This window comes from Rhodopseudomonas sp. BAL398, assembly GCF_033001325.1.
GTDB lineage: Bacteria > Pseudomonadota > Alphaproteobacteria > Rhizobiales > Xanthobacteraceae > JARJEH01.
On sequence record NZ_CP133111.1, the window covers coordinates 4381715 to 4395935 of the forward strand.

At 65.1% G+C, this 14221-nt stretch carries 11 protein-coding genes and 1 riboswitch; of the genes, 4 read left to right on the forward strand and 7 right to left on the reverse strand.

Features of this window, described 5'->3' with window-relative positions:
- Nucleotides 1-5 precede the first annotated feature (5 nt).
- From RBJ75_RS20680 to RBJ75_RS20695, 4 genes are all read right to left on the reverse strand, one after another.
- On the reverse strand, nucleotides 6-788 hold the full coding sequence (locus RBJ75_RS20680; protein WP_044416953.1) for an ABC transporter ATP-binding protein: 783 nt from the start codon (nucleotides 786-788) through the stop codon (nucleotides 6-8).
- Nucleotides 785-1810, reverse strand: a complete 1026-nt coding sequence (locus RBJ75_RS20685) for a FecCD family ABC transporter permease (protein ID WP_044416951.1) — start codon at nucleotides 1808-1810, stop codon at nucleotides 785-787. Before RBJ75_RS20685 ends, RBJ75_RS20680 begins: the two co-directional genes overlap by 4 nt.
- Entirely contained in the window at nucleotides 1804-3756 is a 1953-nt protein-coding gene (locus RBJ75_RS20690; protein WP_276156672.1) for a TonB-dependent receptor plug domain-containing protein, read from the reverse strand. The genes RBJ75_RS20685 and RBJ75_RS20690 overlap by 7 nt, the downstream gene beginning before the upstream one ends.
- A 32-nt stretch (nucleotides 3757-3788) precedes the next feature.
- A riboswitch (cobalamin riboswitch) is annotated at nucleotides 3789-4050 on the reverse strand.
- Between the two features lie 68 nt (nucleotides 4051-4118).
- Nucleotides 4119-4691, reverse strand: coding sequence for a hypothetical protein (locus RBJ75_RS20695; protein WP_044417906.1), 573 nt, complete (start codon nucleotides 4689-4691; stop codon nucleotides 4119-4121).
- Nucleotides 4692-4997: 306 nt separating this feature from the next.
- On the opposite strand from RBJ75_RS20695, the gene RBJ75_RS20700 reads away from it, so the two are divergent.
- From RBJ75_RS20700 to glgA, 3 genes are all read left to right on the forward strand, one after another.
- Nucleotides 4998-7214 (forward strand): FdhF/YdeP family oxidoreductase, encoded by a 2217-nt coding sequence (locus tag RBJ75_RS20700; protein WP_411194530.1) that lies wholly within the window; start codon nucleotides 4998-5000, stop codon nucleotides 7212-7214.
- 249 nt (nucleotides 7215-7463) lie between these two features.
- Entirely contained in the window at nucleotides 7464-8726 is a 1263-nt protein-coding gene (glgC, locus tag RBJ75_RS20705) for a glucose-1-phosphate adenylyltransferase (protein ID WP_044411149.1), read from the forward strand.
- On the forward strand, nucleotides 8723-10174 hold the full coding sequence (gene glgA, locus RBJ75_RS20710; RefSeq protein ID WP_044411147.1) for a glycogen synthase GlgA: 1452 nt from the start codon (nucleotides 8723-8725) through the stop codon (nucleotides 10172-10174). Before glgC ends, glgA begins: the two co-directional genes overlap by 4 nt.
- A gap of 552 nt (nucleotides 10175-10726) precedes the next feature.
- On the opposite strand, the gene cysK is transcribed toward glgA, so the two are convergent.
- Entirely contained in the window at nucleotides 10727-11740 is a 1014-nt protein-coding gene (cysK, locus tag RBJ75_RS20715; protein WP_044418097.1) for a cysteine synthase A, read from the reverse strand.
- A gap of 290 nt (nucleotides 11741-12030) precedes the next feature.
- Here cysK and RBJ75_RS20720 point away from each other — a divergent pair, with 290 nt between their 5' ends.
- Entirely contained in the window at nucleotides 12031-12588 is a 558-nt protein-coding gene (locus RBJ75_RS20720) for an HNH endonuclease (RefSeq protein WP_044418099.1), read from the forward strand.
- A 142-nt stretch (nucleotides 12589-12730) separates the two neighbouring features.
- Here the strand turns inward: RBJ75_RS20720 and RBJ75_RS20725 are convergent, their stop codons facing one another.
- Together RBJ75_RS20725 and RBJ75_RS20730 are read right to left on the reverse strand one after the other, a co-directional pair.
- The gene (locus tag RBJ75_RS20725; RefSeq protein WP_044404619.1) at nucleotides 12731-13072 is read right to left on the reverse strand and encodes a KTSC domain-containing protein; all 342 of its coding nucleotides are present in this window, start codon (nucleotides 13070-13072) and stop codon (nucleotides 12731-12733) included.
- A 15-nt stretch (nucleotides 13073-13087) separates the two neighbouring features.
- Nucleotides 13088-14155 (reverse strand): AI-2E family transporter, encoded by a 1068-nt coding sequence (locus RBJ75_RS20730; protein WP_044404616.1) that lies wholly within the window; start codon nucleotides 14153-14155, stop codon nucleotides 13088-13090.
- Between the last annotated feature and the right edge of the window lie 66 nt (nucleotides 14156-14221).

A 14221-nucleotide genomic window follows, 5' to 3' on the forward strand; every position in this document is an offset into this window, starting at 1 on the left:
ATCGCCTAGACTCCGGCCCAGGGCAGGATCACGGCGCTGTCCTGATGCGCGGCCCGGTAGGCGCTGACGCGAAACACCTCGGCCATGATGGCGTCCGACAGCGCCGCGGCCGGCGCGCCATGCGCCGCCATTTTCCCGTCCGACAGCACCAGCACCGAATCGGCAAAGCGTGCGGCGAGGCCGAGATCATGGGTAACGACGACCACCAGCGTGCCGGCATCGGCGGCGGCCCGCAGCGTCCGCATCACGTCGAGCTGGTAGCGCGGATCGAGCGACGCGGTCGGCTCGTCGGCCAGCAGCACCGGCGCCTCGACCGCCAGCACCCGCGCCAGCGCCACCCGGCTGCGCTCGCCGCCGGACAGTTCGTTGACGGAGCGGTCGGCAAATTGCGCGACGTCGGTGGCGTCCATCGCGCGGGTCACCGCGGCATGATCTTGCGGCGACAACCGCCCCGGATCGCTGGCGCCGTGCGGATAGCGGCCGAGCGCCACCACGTCGCGCACCGGCAGCGGCCAATGCACCAGATGGCCCTGCGGCAGATAGCCGAAGTGCCTGGCGCGTTCGCGCAGCGACAATTGCGCCAACGAGGTGCCGTCGATCGACACGTTGCCGGCGGAGGGGATCAATCCGGCCAGTGCGCGCAGCAGCGTGGTCTTGCCGGCGCCGTTCGGTCCGACCAGCGCCACCAGATGGCGGCGCGGCAATGCGATCGCGACGTCGCGCAATACCTCGCGGCCGGACAGGCGGACGCCGAGTTGTTCGGTGCGGATGAAAGCGGACGCGCTCATGCGACGCCTCCGCCCAGCGCGCGGCGTTCGCGCACGATCAGATAGAGGAAGAATGGCACGCCGATGATCGAGGTCAGCACCCCGACCTTGATGTCGGTGGTCGACGGGATCAACCGCACCGCGATGTCGGCGGCGAGCAGCAGCGCCGCGCCGGTGAGCGCGCTCGGCACCAAGAGCCGCGCCGGATCATGGCCGATCAGCGGCCGCATCAGATGCGGCGCCACCAGCCCGATAAAGCCGATGGTGCCGGAAACCGCGACGCCGCCGCCGACCCCGAGCGCGACGCCGGCGATGACCAAGAGCCGCAAGCGGCCGACATCGACGCCGAGGCTTTGCGCGGTCTCCTCGCCGAGGCTGAGCGCGCGGAACGCCGAGCGCTGGCTCATTAGCAGAATCGCGCCGGCGGCGATGAAGGGCAGCGCCAGCATCACATGGCGGAAGCTGCGGTCCTCCAGCGAGCCCATCAGCCAGAACGCGATTTCAAGGGTGGCGAATGGATTGGCTGATAGATTCATCACCAGCGCGGTCGCCGCACCGGCAAGGCTGGAGATCGCCAGCCCCGCGAGAATCAGCAGCAGCAGCCCGGCATTGCGGCCGGCGACGCCGAGCAGCACGAACACCGAAACGAACGCCATCGCGATGCCGGCGACCGGCAGCGCGTAGGAGCGCACATCGGCCCAGCCCAGCGCGATCATCAGCACCGCGCCGAACGCCGCCGATTGCGGCGCGCCGAATAATGACGGCGACGCCAGCGGATTGCGCAGCAGCCCCTGCAAGGCGGCGCCGGACAGGCCCAGAATGCCGCCGATCGCCAGCGCCAGAATGGCGCGCGGCAGCCGGATTTCCTGGACGATGACCTGCTGCACCTCGCCGCCGCCGCCGAACAGCGCGTCGAGCACGGTGAGCGGCGACAGTTTCACCGGACCGATGCCGAGCGAGCCGATCGCCAGCAAACCGACCAGGATGGCGAGCGCGGCGGTGACGACCGTCCGCCGCGTCGCGGGGCGTGTGGCTGTTACCATGTGGCGTTGAATCCCGCATAGGCGGCCGGGCCGGTGGTGCCGAGATTCACCACCTCCTGATAATGCGCATTGAGGATATTCTCGCCGCGCGCGAACAGCTTCCAATTGGCGTCGAGCTTGTATTCGGTGAACAGGTCGACCCTCGTATAGGGATCGAGCGGGTTGCGTTCATCGGCCGAGCTGAAGCGCTTCGACACCATCGTCACCCGCGGTTCGATCAGCCATTTGTCGGTCGGCGTGATCGCCAGCGATAGCCGCGTCACGTCGCGCGGCCGCCGGCTCAGCGTCAGATTGGTCGCCAGATCCACCGCGTGCAGATACGTATAGGCGGCCTTGAACCTGAGCAGGCCGGGCATCAGTTCGATATCGCCGCCGAGCTCGAGCCCATAGGTCTCGGCTTGGCTGACATTGATGTAGTGCCCGAGCGGGTTGGCGGCGTCGGTGGCGAAGTCGATCAGATTGTCGAATTTATTGCCGAACCAGGTTGCCGACAGGGTGACGCGGCCGTCGAACAGCGCCTGATCGACACCGGCGTCGTAGCCGAAACTGGTCTCCGGGCTCAGTCCCGTGCTGCCATAGATCGGGGCGTAGAGTTGATACAAAGTCGGCGCCTTGGCGCCGGTGCCGGCGCTGGCGTGCAATCTGGTGCCGGTTTCCTGGATCGCATAGGCCGCGGTGGTGCGCCAGGTTTCGAACCGCGCGACGTCGACCACATCGTCGATGCGCCCGCCCATCGACACCGTCAGGCGCTCGCCGATCGGCACTTGCCACAGCGCGAACAGCGCGTTGGTGTCCTGGCTGGCCGCGATCTGGCCGGTGCGCGCGACCGCGGTCGGCAGCAGCTTGGTCAGATAGGTGTCGGCGGTCTCGTGTTGCGCCTTGGCGCCGAACACCAGCGTTCCGGCCGGGCCGAGCTTCAGATTGCCCTGATATTCCGCCGCCATGCTGTCGGCCAGATAGTCGGTCACCGTCCGGGTGGTGTTCTTCGGCAGCATATTTGTCTTGTAGGTGGTGGCGTCGAATGAGCGATCGATATGGGTCTCGGAGACGCTGACAGTGTGGGTCAGGATGCCGCCGAAACTATCGACCGCGGCGCGACCCCAGACCTGTTGCAGCAGGCGCGTCGCCGTGGCCGGCGTATCCGGAAAGCTGCCGCTCGCCGCGTCATAGGCCGAGTTGGTCTTGGCGGCGAGCACGCCGCCTTCCAGCCGCACGCCCTCGCCGGCGTCGTAGCCGATCCGCGCGGTGCCGCCGAGCCGGTCATAGCCGTCGCGTTCGAGATTGGGATATTTCGCTTCGATCTCCGGGATCCGATAGCCGTAGCGCGAGAAGCCGTCGCTGCGCTGGCCGGTGCCGGACAATGCGTAGGACCACGGGCCGTTCGAGCCGGTCAGCGCGCCGCTGCCGCCGCCGGTGCCGTAGCTGCCGCCTTCGCCGCGCAGATTGACCTGCGCCGGGCCGGAGCCCTTCTTGGTGATGATGTTGACGACGCCGCCGATCGCGTCGGAGCCGTACAGCGCGCTCTGCGGGCCTTTCAGTACCTCGACATGGTCGATCATGCCGGGCGCGATCATCGACAGGTCGAAATCGCCGCTGGCCGCGGTCGGATCGTTGACGCGGATGCCGTCGATCATCACCAGGGTCTGGCCGCTGTCGGCGCCGCGCAGCCTGATATAGGTGGTCGAGCCGGGGCCGCCGCTTTCGCTGATGTCGAGACCTGGCACGCTGCGCAGCGCGTCGACCAGCGAGCCGCCATTGTGGGTGGCGATGGTCTGGCCGCTCACCACGCTGATCGAACTGCCGGTCCGGCTGATCGGCTCGGAGGTGCGGTCGGCGGTGACCACGAGGTCGGGCAATTGTTGCGCGGACTGCGCGCCGGCTTCGGCGCTGAAACACGTCAAGGAAAGACAAGCGGCCGTCACGGCAGCGCTCGGCTGGGAAATCATCGCGAACCCCTTCTGTCGACCCACCGTCGAACGAGCTGAATCTCGTCAACGGCCGGTCTCCTGGCTCGCGGTCGTTACCCGATCCGCCTTCCCGGACGCTTCGCCGGGCAAGTCTGCCGGCAAGTCCAGTGGCTTCGTACGATTCGCAGAAGTGCGAGACTTCGGAGAATCATGCGCGGTGGATCGCGAATGGCCGCATACAGTTGCGGGGGCAGCCACGGCATTGGGGATCGCTCCCCGCACCGCATTCCCGTTTCACCTCCTTGCGGAGGCACCGATGACCCGACACAGGAAGCACACCGCACCATCCCGCGCAACGGCCTTGCCCGGAGTTTCGATCCGCGGTCCGACCGACTTTCGGCTCAACCGGCCGGCGTGGTGCGGTCCGGCGTGGCGGCGCGCAGGCCGGAGAACACGATCCCCATGAAGATCGTGATCATTCCGGCGCTCACTGCATTCATTGAAAACAGCGCGGCGGAGGCCTGCGGCGAATAAAGATGTGGCGGCGCGGCGTAGTTGCCGTGCAGCAGCAGATAGGCCGCGACCGGCAGGCCGGCGAGCAACAACATCAGCAGGCGCTCGCTGGGCCGGAACAGCAGGCTCGCCAGCATCGCACAGGGCAGCAGGAACAGTTCGGTCCCGGCGGCTTCGCCAAGCAGCCAGGTGCAGAACACGGTGTTGAGCGTCGCCACCAGCGACAGCACGATCCGCCCAAGGAGCGGGTGACGGCGCGCGATCGCCGGCACCATCAGAAAGAACGGAAACGACAGCGCGCTCAGCAGCAGCCAGGGCATGCCGTCGGTGCCCGCCACCAGCGCGACGTAGATCGGATAGAATGGCCCATTGCCGGCCAGCACCAGCGCAATGAGATTGCCGACGCCCGCCAAGGAATCGTTGTTCGACGCATAAGCGAGCAGTCTGGCCTTGGCGGACATCGGATCCATCCTTGAACATTGCCGAGTCTGTCTAGATCGGCTGCGGCGGCAAATCGACGCCAAAAGCGCCCCGGAGGGATCACGCCGCAGCCGCTCGATGGCCGCGGGAATTCCCAATTTTGTGACTGTCGCCGCAAACCGGAACCGTTCCACCACCGGCGGTTTAATCATGCGAAATCGGGCGCGCAGCAGGAATTTGACATGGCAGATCATGAAACCCAGGTGCAGGACATCGAATCCGCCGCAGCGGCCGAGAACAACGGCGCCACCGTGGAATATGATGGACCGGCCGGCGGCTGGGGCTCGATGCGCGGCATCGCGGATATTTTCGGCAAGGAATGGGCGACGCCGAGCGCGGTCGAAACCCTGATGCGGCAGAACAAGCCCAAGGGCTTCATGTGCGTGTCGTGCTCCTGGGCCAAGCCGGCCGATTACCACACCTTCGAATTCTGCGAGAACGGCGCCAAGGCGACGCTGTGGGAATTGACCAGCAAGCGCTGCACGCCGGAATTTTTCGCCGCCCACAGCGTCACCGAATTGCGCGGCTGGAGCGATTACGATCTGGAACAGCAGGGCCGGCTGACCGACCCGATGCGCTATGATCCGGCGACCGATCACTACGTTCCCTGCAGCTGGGAGGAAGCGTTTCAGGGGATCGGCGCGCAGCTGCGCGCGCTCGATCCGAAATCGGTGATTTTCTATGCGTCGGGCCGCGCCAGCCTGGAGACATCCTATCTCTACGCGCTGTTCGCCCGGCTCTACGGCAATAACAACATCCCCGACAGTTCCAACATGTGCCACGAGACCACCGGCGTCGCCTTGAACAAAGTGATCGGCGTCGGCGTCGGAACCGTGGTGTTCGACGATCTCGCCAAATGCGACGCGTTCTTTTTCTTCGGCCAGAACACCGGCTCCAACAGTCCGCGTTTCCTGCATCCGCTGCAGGAGGCGGCCAAGCGCGGCGTGCCGATCATCACCTTCAATCCGGTCCGGGAAAAGGGGCTGGAGAGCTTCATCAATCCGCAAAACGTGACCGAGATGCTGACCGGCAAGGCGACGCCGATCAGCACCCAGTATCATCAGGTCAAGGTCGGCGGCGACATCGCGGTGCTGATCGGGCTGTGCAAGCACGTCTTCGCCTGTGACGACGCCGCCAAGCGCGACGGCCGGCGGGTGCTCGACGTCGATTTCATCGAGGCGCATACAAAAGGGCTGGACGAATTCGAGGCCAAGGTCCGCGCCACCTCCTGGAACGAGATCGAAGCGGCGTCGGGGCTGACGCGGGCGGCGATCGAGGGGGCCGGCCAGGTCTATGTCGAGGCCGATCGCGTCATCGGCATCTATGGCATGGGCCTGACCCAGCACGTCCACGGCTTCGAGAATGTCGCGACCTTCGTCAATCTGCTGCTGCTCAAGGGCAATATCGGCCGCGATGGCACCGGGATTTCGCCGGTGCGCGGCCATTCCAACGTCCAGGGCCAGCGCACCGTCGGCATCGCCGACAAGCCGAAGCTGGTGCCGCTCGACCGGCTCGCCGAGCAATTCGGCTTCGAGCCGCCGCGCGAAAAGGGCATGAACACCGTCGAGGCCTGCCACGGCATGATCGACGGCAAGGTCAAGGCCTTCATCGGCCTCGGCGGTAATTTCGTCCGCGCCATTCCCGAGCGGGCCGCGATGGAGCAGGCCTGGACCCGGATGGAGCTCACCGTGCAGATCGCCACCAAGCTCAATCGCAGCCATCTGGTCAACGGCAAGGCGGCCTATCTGTTGCCCTGCCTCGGCCGCACCGAGCAGGACATCCAGGCCACCGGTCCGCAGGCGGTGACGATGGAGGATACGTTCAGCTGCATCCAGGGCTCGGTCGGGCTGCGGACCCCGGCGAGCGACAATCTGAAATCGGAGCTGGCGATCGTGGCCGGCATCGCCAAGGCGACGCTGCCGCCCAATCCCAAGGTGATTTGGGATGACTGGGTCGGCGATTACGGGCTGGTTCGCGACGCGATCGAGCACACCTATCCGGACATGTTCCACGATTTCAACGCCCGGATGTTCACGCCCGGCGGCTTCTACAAGGGTAACGCCGCGCGCGAGCGGATCTGGAATACCGAAAGCGGCAAGGCCGAGTTCACCACCCCGACGATGCTGAGCTCGATCGGCTTCGACGACGCGCCTGGGCGCTATCGGCTGCTGACGATGCGCAGCAATGATCAGTTCAACACCACGATCTACGGCATGAGCGACCGGCTGCGCGGAATCGAGGGCCGGCGCGACGTGCTGTTGATCAATCCGGACGACATCGCGCGGGCGGGCCTCGTCGACGGCCAGATGGTGTGGCTGGTCGGCGATGCCGATGACGGGGTGCATCGCGAGGTCGGCCCGCTCAAGGTGACGCCGTTCCGGCTGCCGGACGGCTGCGTCGGCTCCTACTATCCGGAGATGAATCCGTTGATCGCGCTCGATCACCACGACATCGAATCGAAAACGCCCGCCAACAAATCGGTGCCGGTGAAAATTCGCGCCTGAGACGGAATCGCGCATGGGCTATGTGCGATAGCGGGCCGATCACTGCTGATCGGCTCGCAATCGCATCAAGGCATGACGCCTCATGGGCCGTTTGACGCATTGACGATACGCCCCCAAAGCATTGCATGGTGCGGCTGCCTCGGCCACAATATGGCGATGCAGCACGACCCCGCATCCCCGCGGGGATGATCCGAACCCATCACGCTTTGCCATTGGTATCGCGCCATCAACCGCACGATGAGAGGCTTCATGAGTAACGGTGCCACCGCTCCCCTCGCCCGCCACGCAATGGCTTATGTTCTGGCAGGAGGTCGCGGCAGCCGGCTGATGGAATTGACCGACCGGCGCGCCAAGCCGGCAGTCTATTTCGGCGGAAAATCCCGCATCATCGATTTCGCGCTGTCGAATGCGCTGAATTCCGGCATCCGCCGCATCGCGGTGGCGACCCAATACAAGGCCCACAGCCTGATCCGGCATTTGCAGCGCGGCTGGAATTTCTTTCGTCCGGAACGCAACGAAAGCTTCGACATTCTGCCGGCGAGTCAGCGCGTCTCCGAGGAGATGTGGTACCGAGGAACCGCTGACGCGGTGTATCAGAACATCGACATCATCGAGAGCTACGATCCAAAATTCATCGTGCTGCTGGCCGGCGACCATGTCTACAAGATGGACTACGAGAAGATGCTGCAGCAGCATGTCGACCAGGGCGCCGACGTCACCGTCGGCTGCCTCGAAGTGTCATGCGCGGAAGCCTCGGCGTTCGGCGTGATGCATATCAATCCGGACGGCGTGATTCACACCTTCCTGGAAAAGCCCGCCGATCCGCCGTCGATCCCCGGCAAGCCCGGCCTGTCGCTCGCCAGCATGGGCATCTATGTGTTCGATACCAAATTCCTGCTCGAGGAATTGAAACGCGATGCGGCCGACGCCAATTCGTCGCATGATTTTGGTAAGGACATCATTCCCTATCTGGTCAAGCACGGAAAAGCCGTGGCGCACAATTTCAACAAGTCCTGCGTTCGCTCCCACGCCGAGGCCACCAGCTATTGGCGCGACGCCGGCACGGTCGACGCCTATTGGGCGGCCAATATCGATCTCACCGACATCGTCCCGCAGCTCGATCTCTATGACAAGGACTGGCCGATCTGGACTTACGGGGAGATCGTCCCGCCGGCGAAATTCGTCCACGACAAGGACGGCCGGCGTGGCGCCGCGACCTCGTCGCTGGTCTCCGGCGGCTGCATCATCTCGGGGGCGAGCCTGCGTCACACGCTGCTGTTCACCGGCGTCCGGGTGCACTCCTATTCGACCGTCGAAGGCGCGGTGATCCTGCCCTATGCCGACATCGGGCGCTCCAGCCGGCTGAGAAACGTCGTGGTCGACGCCAATGTGCGGATTCCCGACGGTCTCGTGGTCGGCGAGGACCCCGAACTCGACGCGGCCCGATTCCGCCGCACCGAATTCGGCACCTGTTTGATCACCCAGCCGATGATCGACAGGCTCGCTCTATGAAAACCGTCACGGCGCTGTCGGTCGCCTCGGAAATCTATCCTTTGATCAAGACCGGCGGCCTCGCCGATGTGGTTGGCGCGCTGCCGGCGGCGCTGCAGCCGCAGGGCATCACGATGCGGACGCTGGTGCCGGGCTATCCGGCGGTGCTCGAGGGCATCGAGGACCCGCACCCGGTTTACGTCTTCGCCGATCTGTTCGGCGGCCCGGCGCGGCTATTGGCGGCGCGGCAGGACGAGCTCGAATTGCTGGTGCTCGATGCCCCGCATCTCTATGCCCGCCCCGGCAATCCCTATGTCGGGCCGGATGGCGAGGATTGGCCCGACAATGCGTTTCGCTTCGGCGCGCTGGCCAAGATGGCGGCGCTGGTCGGGCAGGGGCTGGTCGCCGGCTTTCTGCCGCAGATCGTCCATGCCCATGATTGGCAGGCCGGGCTGACGCCGGCCTATCTGCGCTATAGCGGCAAACCGGCGCCAGCCAGCGTCTTCACCATCCATAATCTGGCCTATCAGGGCCAGTTTCCGCGCGAGCTGCTGGGTCAGCTCGGGCTTCCCGACCGGGCCTTCAGCCTCGACGGCGTCGAATATTACGGCGCGATCGGCTATCTCAAGGCCGGCTTGCAGCTCGCCGACCGGATCACCACGGTTTCGCCGACCTATGCCCAGGAAATCCAGGGACCGGAAGCCGGGATGGGTCTCGACGGCCTGCTGCGGCTGCGCGCCAAGGATCTCAGCGGCATTCTCAACGGCATCGACGATCAGGTCTGGGACCCGGCGACCGATATCAGGATCCCGGCCAATTTCGACCTCCACACCATCGCCGCGCGCTCGCGCAACAAGCAATCGCTGCAGGGCCGGTTCGGCCTGCGTCCGCAGCCCGGCACGCAATTGATCGGCGTGATCAGCCGGTTGTCCTGGCAAAAGGGCCTCGACATGCTGATCGAGGTGCTGCCGACGCTGCTGGCCGACGGCACCCAGCTGGCGCTGCTGGGCTCCGGCGATCCCACGCTGGAAGCCGGCTTCCGCGCCGCGGCGCTGGCCCATCCGGGCCAGGTCGGCGTGGTGATCGGCTATGACGAGAGCCTGGCGCATCTGGTCCAGGCCGGCGCCGACGCGCTGCTGGTGCCGTCGCGATTCGAGCCCTGCGGCCTGACCCAGCTCTGCGCAATGCGCTATGGCGCGGTGCCGGTGGTGGCGCGGGTCGGCGGGCTGGCCGATACCGTGGTCGACGCCAATGAGATGGCGCTGTCCACGGGGGTCGCGACGGGAGTGCAATTCTCCCCGGTCACCGCCGATGCGCTCGCCGCCGCGCTGCTCAAGACCCGCGCGCTGTTTGCCGATCACGCGGCGTGGCGCAATCTGCAGATCAACGGCATGACCACCGACGTGTCATGGACCAACCCGGCGCAGCATTACGCCAAATTGTATCGCGATCTGCTGGCGGCGCGGTAGCTTCGCAGGGTGGATTTCTTCTGCCATTGCCATAGCCGCTTCTGCCCCACGCACGTCATTCCGGGGCGCGAGGCCGTCAGGCCGAGCGAACCCGGAATCCCGAGATGTTCTGGAGTGGCCGCGAGATTCCGGGTTCGCTCGCAGCTGACGCTGCGCGCGCCCCGGAATGACGCCGCGTTGTTATGTTGAGCGTCGCGAGACTGACAGCGGGCGAGGTTTCCTCATCCTGAGGAGCGCTCTTTGCGCGCGTCTCGAAAGATGAGGGAGGCCTCTCCTCATGGTTCGAGACGGCGCTGCGCGCCTCCTCACCATGAGGACGCCTCCCCCCTCAACAGCACGTCATTCCGGGGCGGGAGGCCGTCAGGCCGAACGAACCCGGAATCCCGAGATGTTCTGGAGTGGCCGCGAGATTCCGGGTTCGCTCGCAGCTGACGCTGCGCGCGCCCCGGAATGACGCCGCGTTGTTATGTTGAGCGTCGCGAGACTGACAGCGGGCGAGGTTTCCTCATCCTGAGGAGCGCTCTTTGCGCGCCTCCTCACCATGAGGACGCCTCAGACCCCCTCGAACAGCGCGGTCGACAGATAGCGCTCCGAGAAGGACGGCACGATCGCCACGATGGTTTTCCCGGCGTTTTCCGGCCGCTGGCCGATCTCGATCGCCGCGGCGATCGCGGCGCCCGACGAAATGCCGCCGGCGATGCCCTCGGCGCGCGCCATCGCCCGCGAGGTGGCGATCGCGGTGGCGCCGCTGATCTTGACGATCTCGTCGATCACCGAGCGGTCGAGAATGTCCGGCACGAAGCCGGCGCCGATGCCCTGGATCTTGTGCGGACCGGGCTGGCCGCCCGACAGCACCGGGCTTTCCTCGGGTTCGACCGCGACGACGCGCAGCGAGGGCTTGCGCGGCTTCAGCACCTGGCCGACCCCCGTAATGGTGCCGCCGGTGCCGACGCCGGCAACGAAGAAGTCGATATTGCCCTGGGTGTCGTTCCAGATCTCCTCGGCGGTGGTGCGGCGGTGCACTTCGGGATTGGCGAGATTCTTGAACTGCTGCGGCATCACTGCATTCGGCGTCGTGGCGACCAGCTCCTCGGCCGCGGCGATGGCGCCCTTCATGCCCTTGGCGGCTTCCGTCAGCACGATCTCGGCGCCGAGAAACGCCAGCATCTTGCGCCGTTCAATCGACATCGATTCCGGCATCACCAGCTTCAGCCGGTAGCCCTTGGCGGCGGCCACATAGGCCAGCGCGATCCCGGTATTGCCCGAGGTCGGCTCGATCAGCAGCGTGTCCGGATTGATGATCCCGGCCTGTTCCATCGCGGTGATCATCGCGGCGCCGATGCGGTCCTTCACGCTGCTGGCGGGATTGAAATACTCCAGCTTGGCCAGGATCGTCGCCTTGACGCCGTGCTGCTGCGGCAGCCGGTTCAGCCGCACCAAAGGCGTATCGCCGAATGCCTCGGCGACGCTGGCATAGACCCGGCCGCGGCCGGGGGGATGCGCCGGTGCATCGGCTGCGGCGGGCTGGATCGATGCGGTTGCGGCTTGTGACGCGGCTTGGGACATGGATGCCTCCGGGTTACGCGGGGTCGGAAATGCGCTTGTTGCCCCGGATCAGATATCCCGATCGCCGATGGCGTCAACGCGCCCCGAAAATATGGAACAATCGTCTCCGATCGGCGGCCTGGCGAGAATGCCCGTTTCGTCGCATTGCCCGGATTTAGACGGAAATACCGGCGGGGATCGCCCGACATTTCGTCTGCGCCCTTCACAACGCCGTCACGCTGACTGTAGTATGCCAAGGCATGCTGCTTCGCAGCGTTTGAATCGGGCTAGACGGGGGCCAGGAGCGTTACTTGAACGCACATGTCTCGCAGGGTGGTTGGCCGGTATTGGTGTTGAACGCGGACTTCCGGCCGCTCAGCTACTATCCGCTTTCACTTTGGTCGTGGCAGGACGCGATCAAGGCGGTGTTTCTTGACCGCGTCAATATCGTTGCGCACTACGATCACGCCGTGCACAGCCCGTCTTTCGAAATCCAGCTACCCAGCGTGGTGTCGCTGAAATCCTTCGTCAAGCCGTCGACACATCCGGCCTTCACCCGCTTCAACGTCTTCCTGCGCGACCGCTTTGTCTGCCAGTATTGCGGTGCACCGGAAGATCTGACCTTCGATCACATCATCCCGCGCTGCAAGGGCGGCCAGACTACCTGGGACAATGTGGTGGCGGCCTGTTCTCCCTGCAATCTGCGCAAGGGCAGCATGACGACGCAGCAGGCCCGGATGTTTCCGCGCCAGGCGCCGTTCGCCCCGACGGTGCATCATCTGCACCGCAACGGAAGGCTGTTCCCGCCGAACTATCTGCACGACAGCTGGCTGGACTATCTCTATTGGGACACCGAGCTCGATCCGTAGCGGCAGCGCGATGGATGATGTTGGGCTCCGCGCGGTCAGCGCTAGCGCAGGATGACTTATCTTCGAATCGTCATCCCGCTCTAGCTTGTTGTTTGAGCATGATCTTTTCCGAAAACCGGGATCCACTTTTCGGGGTCATGCTCTAATAGTTCGGTGCGGGAGGCGACAGGCAGTCGAAATGCCCGTCGCGCGCGACCGACTCGATATTGTGCCTGAAATACTGCCCCATCGACGGCGCCGCCATTAGGGCGGCGAATGTGCTGGCCGGAACGCCGCAATAATCGTGGTAGACGCCCCGAACGCTGACGATCAGCCGCGCCTGCGCCGGGTCGTAGCAGCTGCGCTGGATGACGCTGCTGCGGGTGATGTCCCGGCACCCGAACGGCGCCAGGTCGACGGGCCCGCTGGCTTCGACGTCGACGGTCTCGGACCGTATCTCGGCGGTCATCAGCGACGCGATCAAAAATGCGATGGTTCGAACCATGGCGGTCTCACAGGCTCACGCGGCATCGCGAATGCCTTCCTCGTCCCGGCGCGACGTCGCATAAATATCCCACACCGCGATGAACATCGCGGCGATCACCGGGCCGATGACGAAGCCGTTGAGGCCGAACACCTCGATCCCGCCCAGCGTCGAAATCAGCACGACATAGTCGGGCATCCTGGTGTCCTTGCCGACCAGCACCGGCCGCAACAGATTGTCGACCAAGCCGATCACCAGGGCGCCAAAGGCGATCAGGATCACGCCCTTCCACACCGCACCGGTCGCCAGCAGATAGAGCGCGACCGGAATCCACACCAGCCCGGCGCCGATCGCCGGCAGCAGCGACAAAAACGCCATCACCACCGCCCATAGCAGGGCGCCGTTGATATCCAGAACCCAGAAGATCAAGCCGCCCAGCGCGCCCTGCAGCAGCGCGATCAGCATGTTGCCCTTGACGGTGGCGCGGATCACCACGGTGAATTTTTCCAGCAGCTCGTCCTGCCGTTGCCGGCTCAGCGGCAGCGCGTTCCTGATCCGGCGCGCCAGAGCGTCGCCGTCGCGCAGCAGGAAGAACAGCAGATAGACCATGACGAACAGATTGACGACGAAGTCGAAGGTGCTCTGCCCGATATTGATCGCCTGTCCGGCGAGGAACTGGCTGCCTTTCAGCAGCCCCGCCGACAGCCGCTCCTGCAGGCCACCGAGATTGGCGATGCCGAACTGGCTCGACAGATCGCTGATCCAGATCGGCAAGGCAGCCTGGATCTGCTGGAACAGTTGCGCCAGGTCGAGCTCGCCGGACTGGATTTTCTTGTACATGCCGCCGGCCTCCTGCGCCAAGGCGGCGCCAACCATCGAGATCGGCAGGATCACGATCAGCACGATGATCGTCACAGTGGCGATGGCGGCGAGGTTGCTGCGGTTGCCGGTCCTCTTCAGCAGGCCCCGGTACAGCGGGGCAAACAGGATCGCGATGACCACGCCCCACAGCAATGCGCTGTAGAACGATCGAAGGATCAATCCGAACGCCAGCGACGCCGCAACGACCAGGAACAGGAAGAATTTGTCTTCGTGGATGCGCATGTGGACCGTTGGTTCCTGGTCTGCGGCATCGCCGCGACTGCTTCAGAATATCGTGGATGCCGGCGT

Bases quoted from the DNA above. Each gene is read 5' to 3' on its own strand.
- RBJ75_RS20680 (WP_044416953.1), bottom strand. From the start codon at position 788: ATGAGCGCGTCCGCTTTCATCCGCACCGAACAACTCGGCGTCCGCCTG.
- RBJ75_RS20685 (WP_044416951.1), bottom strand. From the start codon at position 1,810: ATGGTAACAGCCACACGCCCCGCGACGCGGCGGACGGTCGTCACCGCC.
- RBJ75_RS20690 (WP_276156672.1), bottom strand. From the start codon at position 3,756: ATGATTTCCCAGCCGAGCGCTGCCGTGACGGCCGCTTGTCTTTCCTTG.
- RBJ75_RS20695 (WP_044417906.1), bottom strand. From the start codon at position 4,691: ATGTCCGCCAAGGCCAGACTGCTCGCTTATGCGTCGAACAACGATTCC.
- RBJ75_RS20700 (WP_411194530.1), top strand. From the start codon at position 4,998: ATGCGCGGCATCGCGGATATTTTCGGCAAGGAATGGGCGACGCCGAGC.
- glgC (WP_044411149.1), top strand. From the start codon at position 7,464: ATGAGTAACGGTGCCACCGCTCCCCTCGCCCGCCACGCAATGGCTTAT.
- glgA (WP_044411147.1), top strand. From the start codon at position 8,723: ATGAAAACCGTCACGGCGCTGTCGGTCGCCTCGGAAATCTATCCTTTG.
- cysK (WP_044418097.1), bottom strand. From the start codon at position 11,740: ATGTCCCAAGCCGCGTCACAAGCCGCAACCGCATCGATCCAGCCCGCC.
- RBJ75_RS20725 (WP_044404619.1), bottom strand. From the start codon at position 13,072: ATGGTTCGAACCATCGCATTTTTGATCGCGTCGCTGATGACCGCCGAG.
- RBJ75_RS20730 (WP_044404616.1), bottom strand. From the start codon at position 14,155: ATGCGCATCCACGAAGACAAATTCTTCCTGTTCCTGGTCGTTGCGGCG.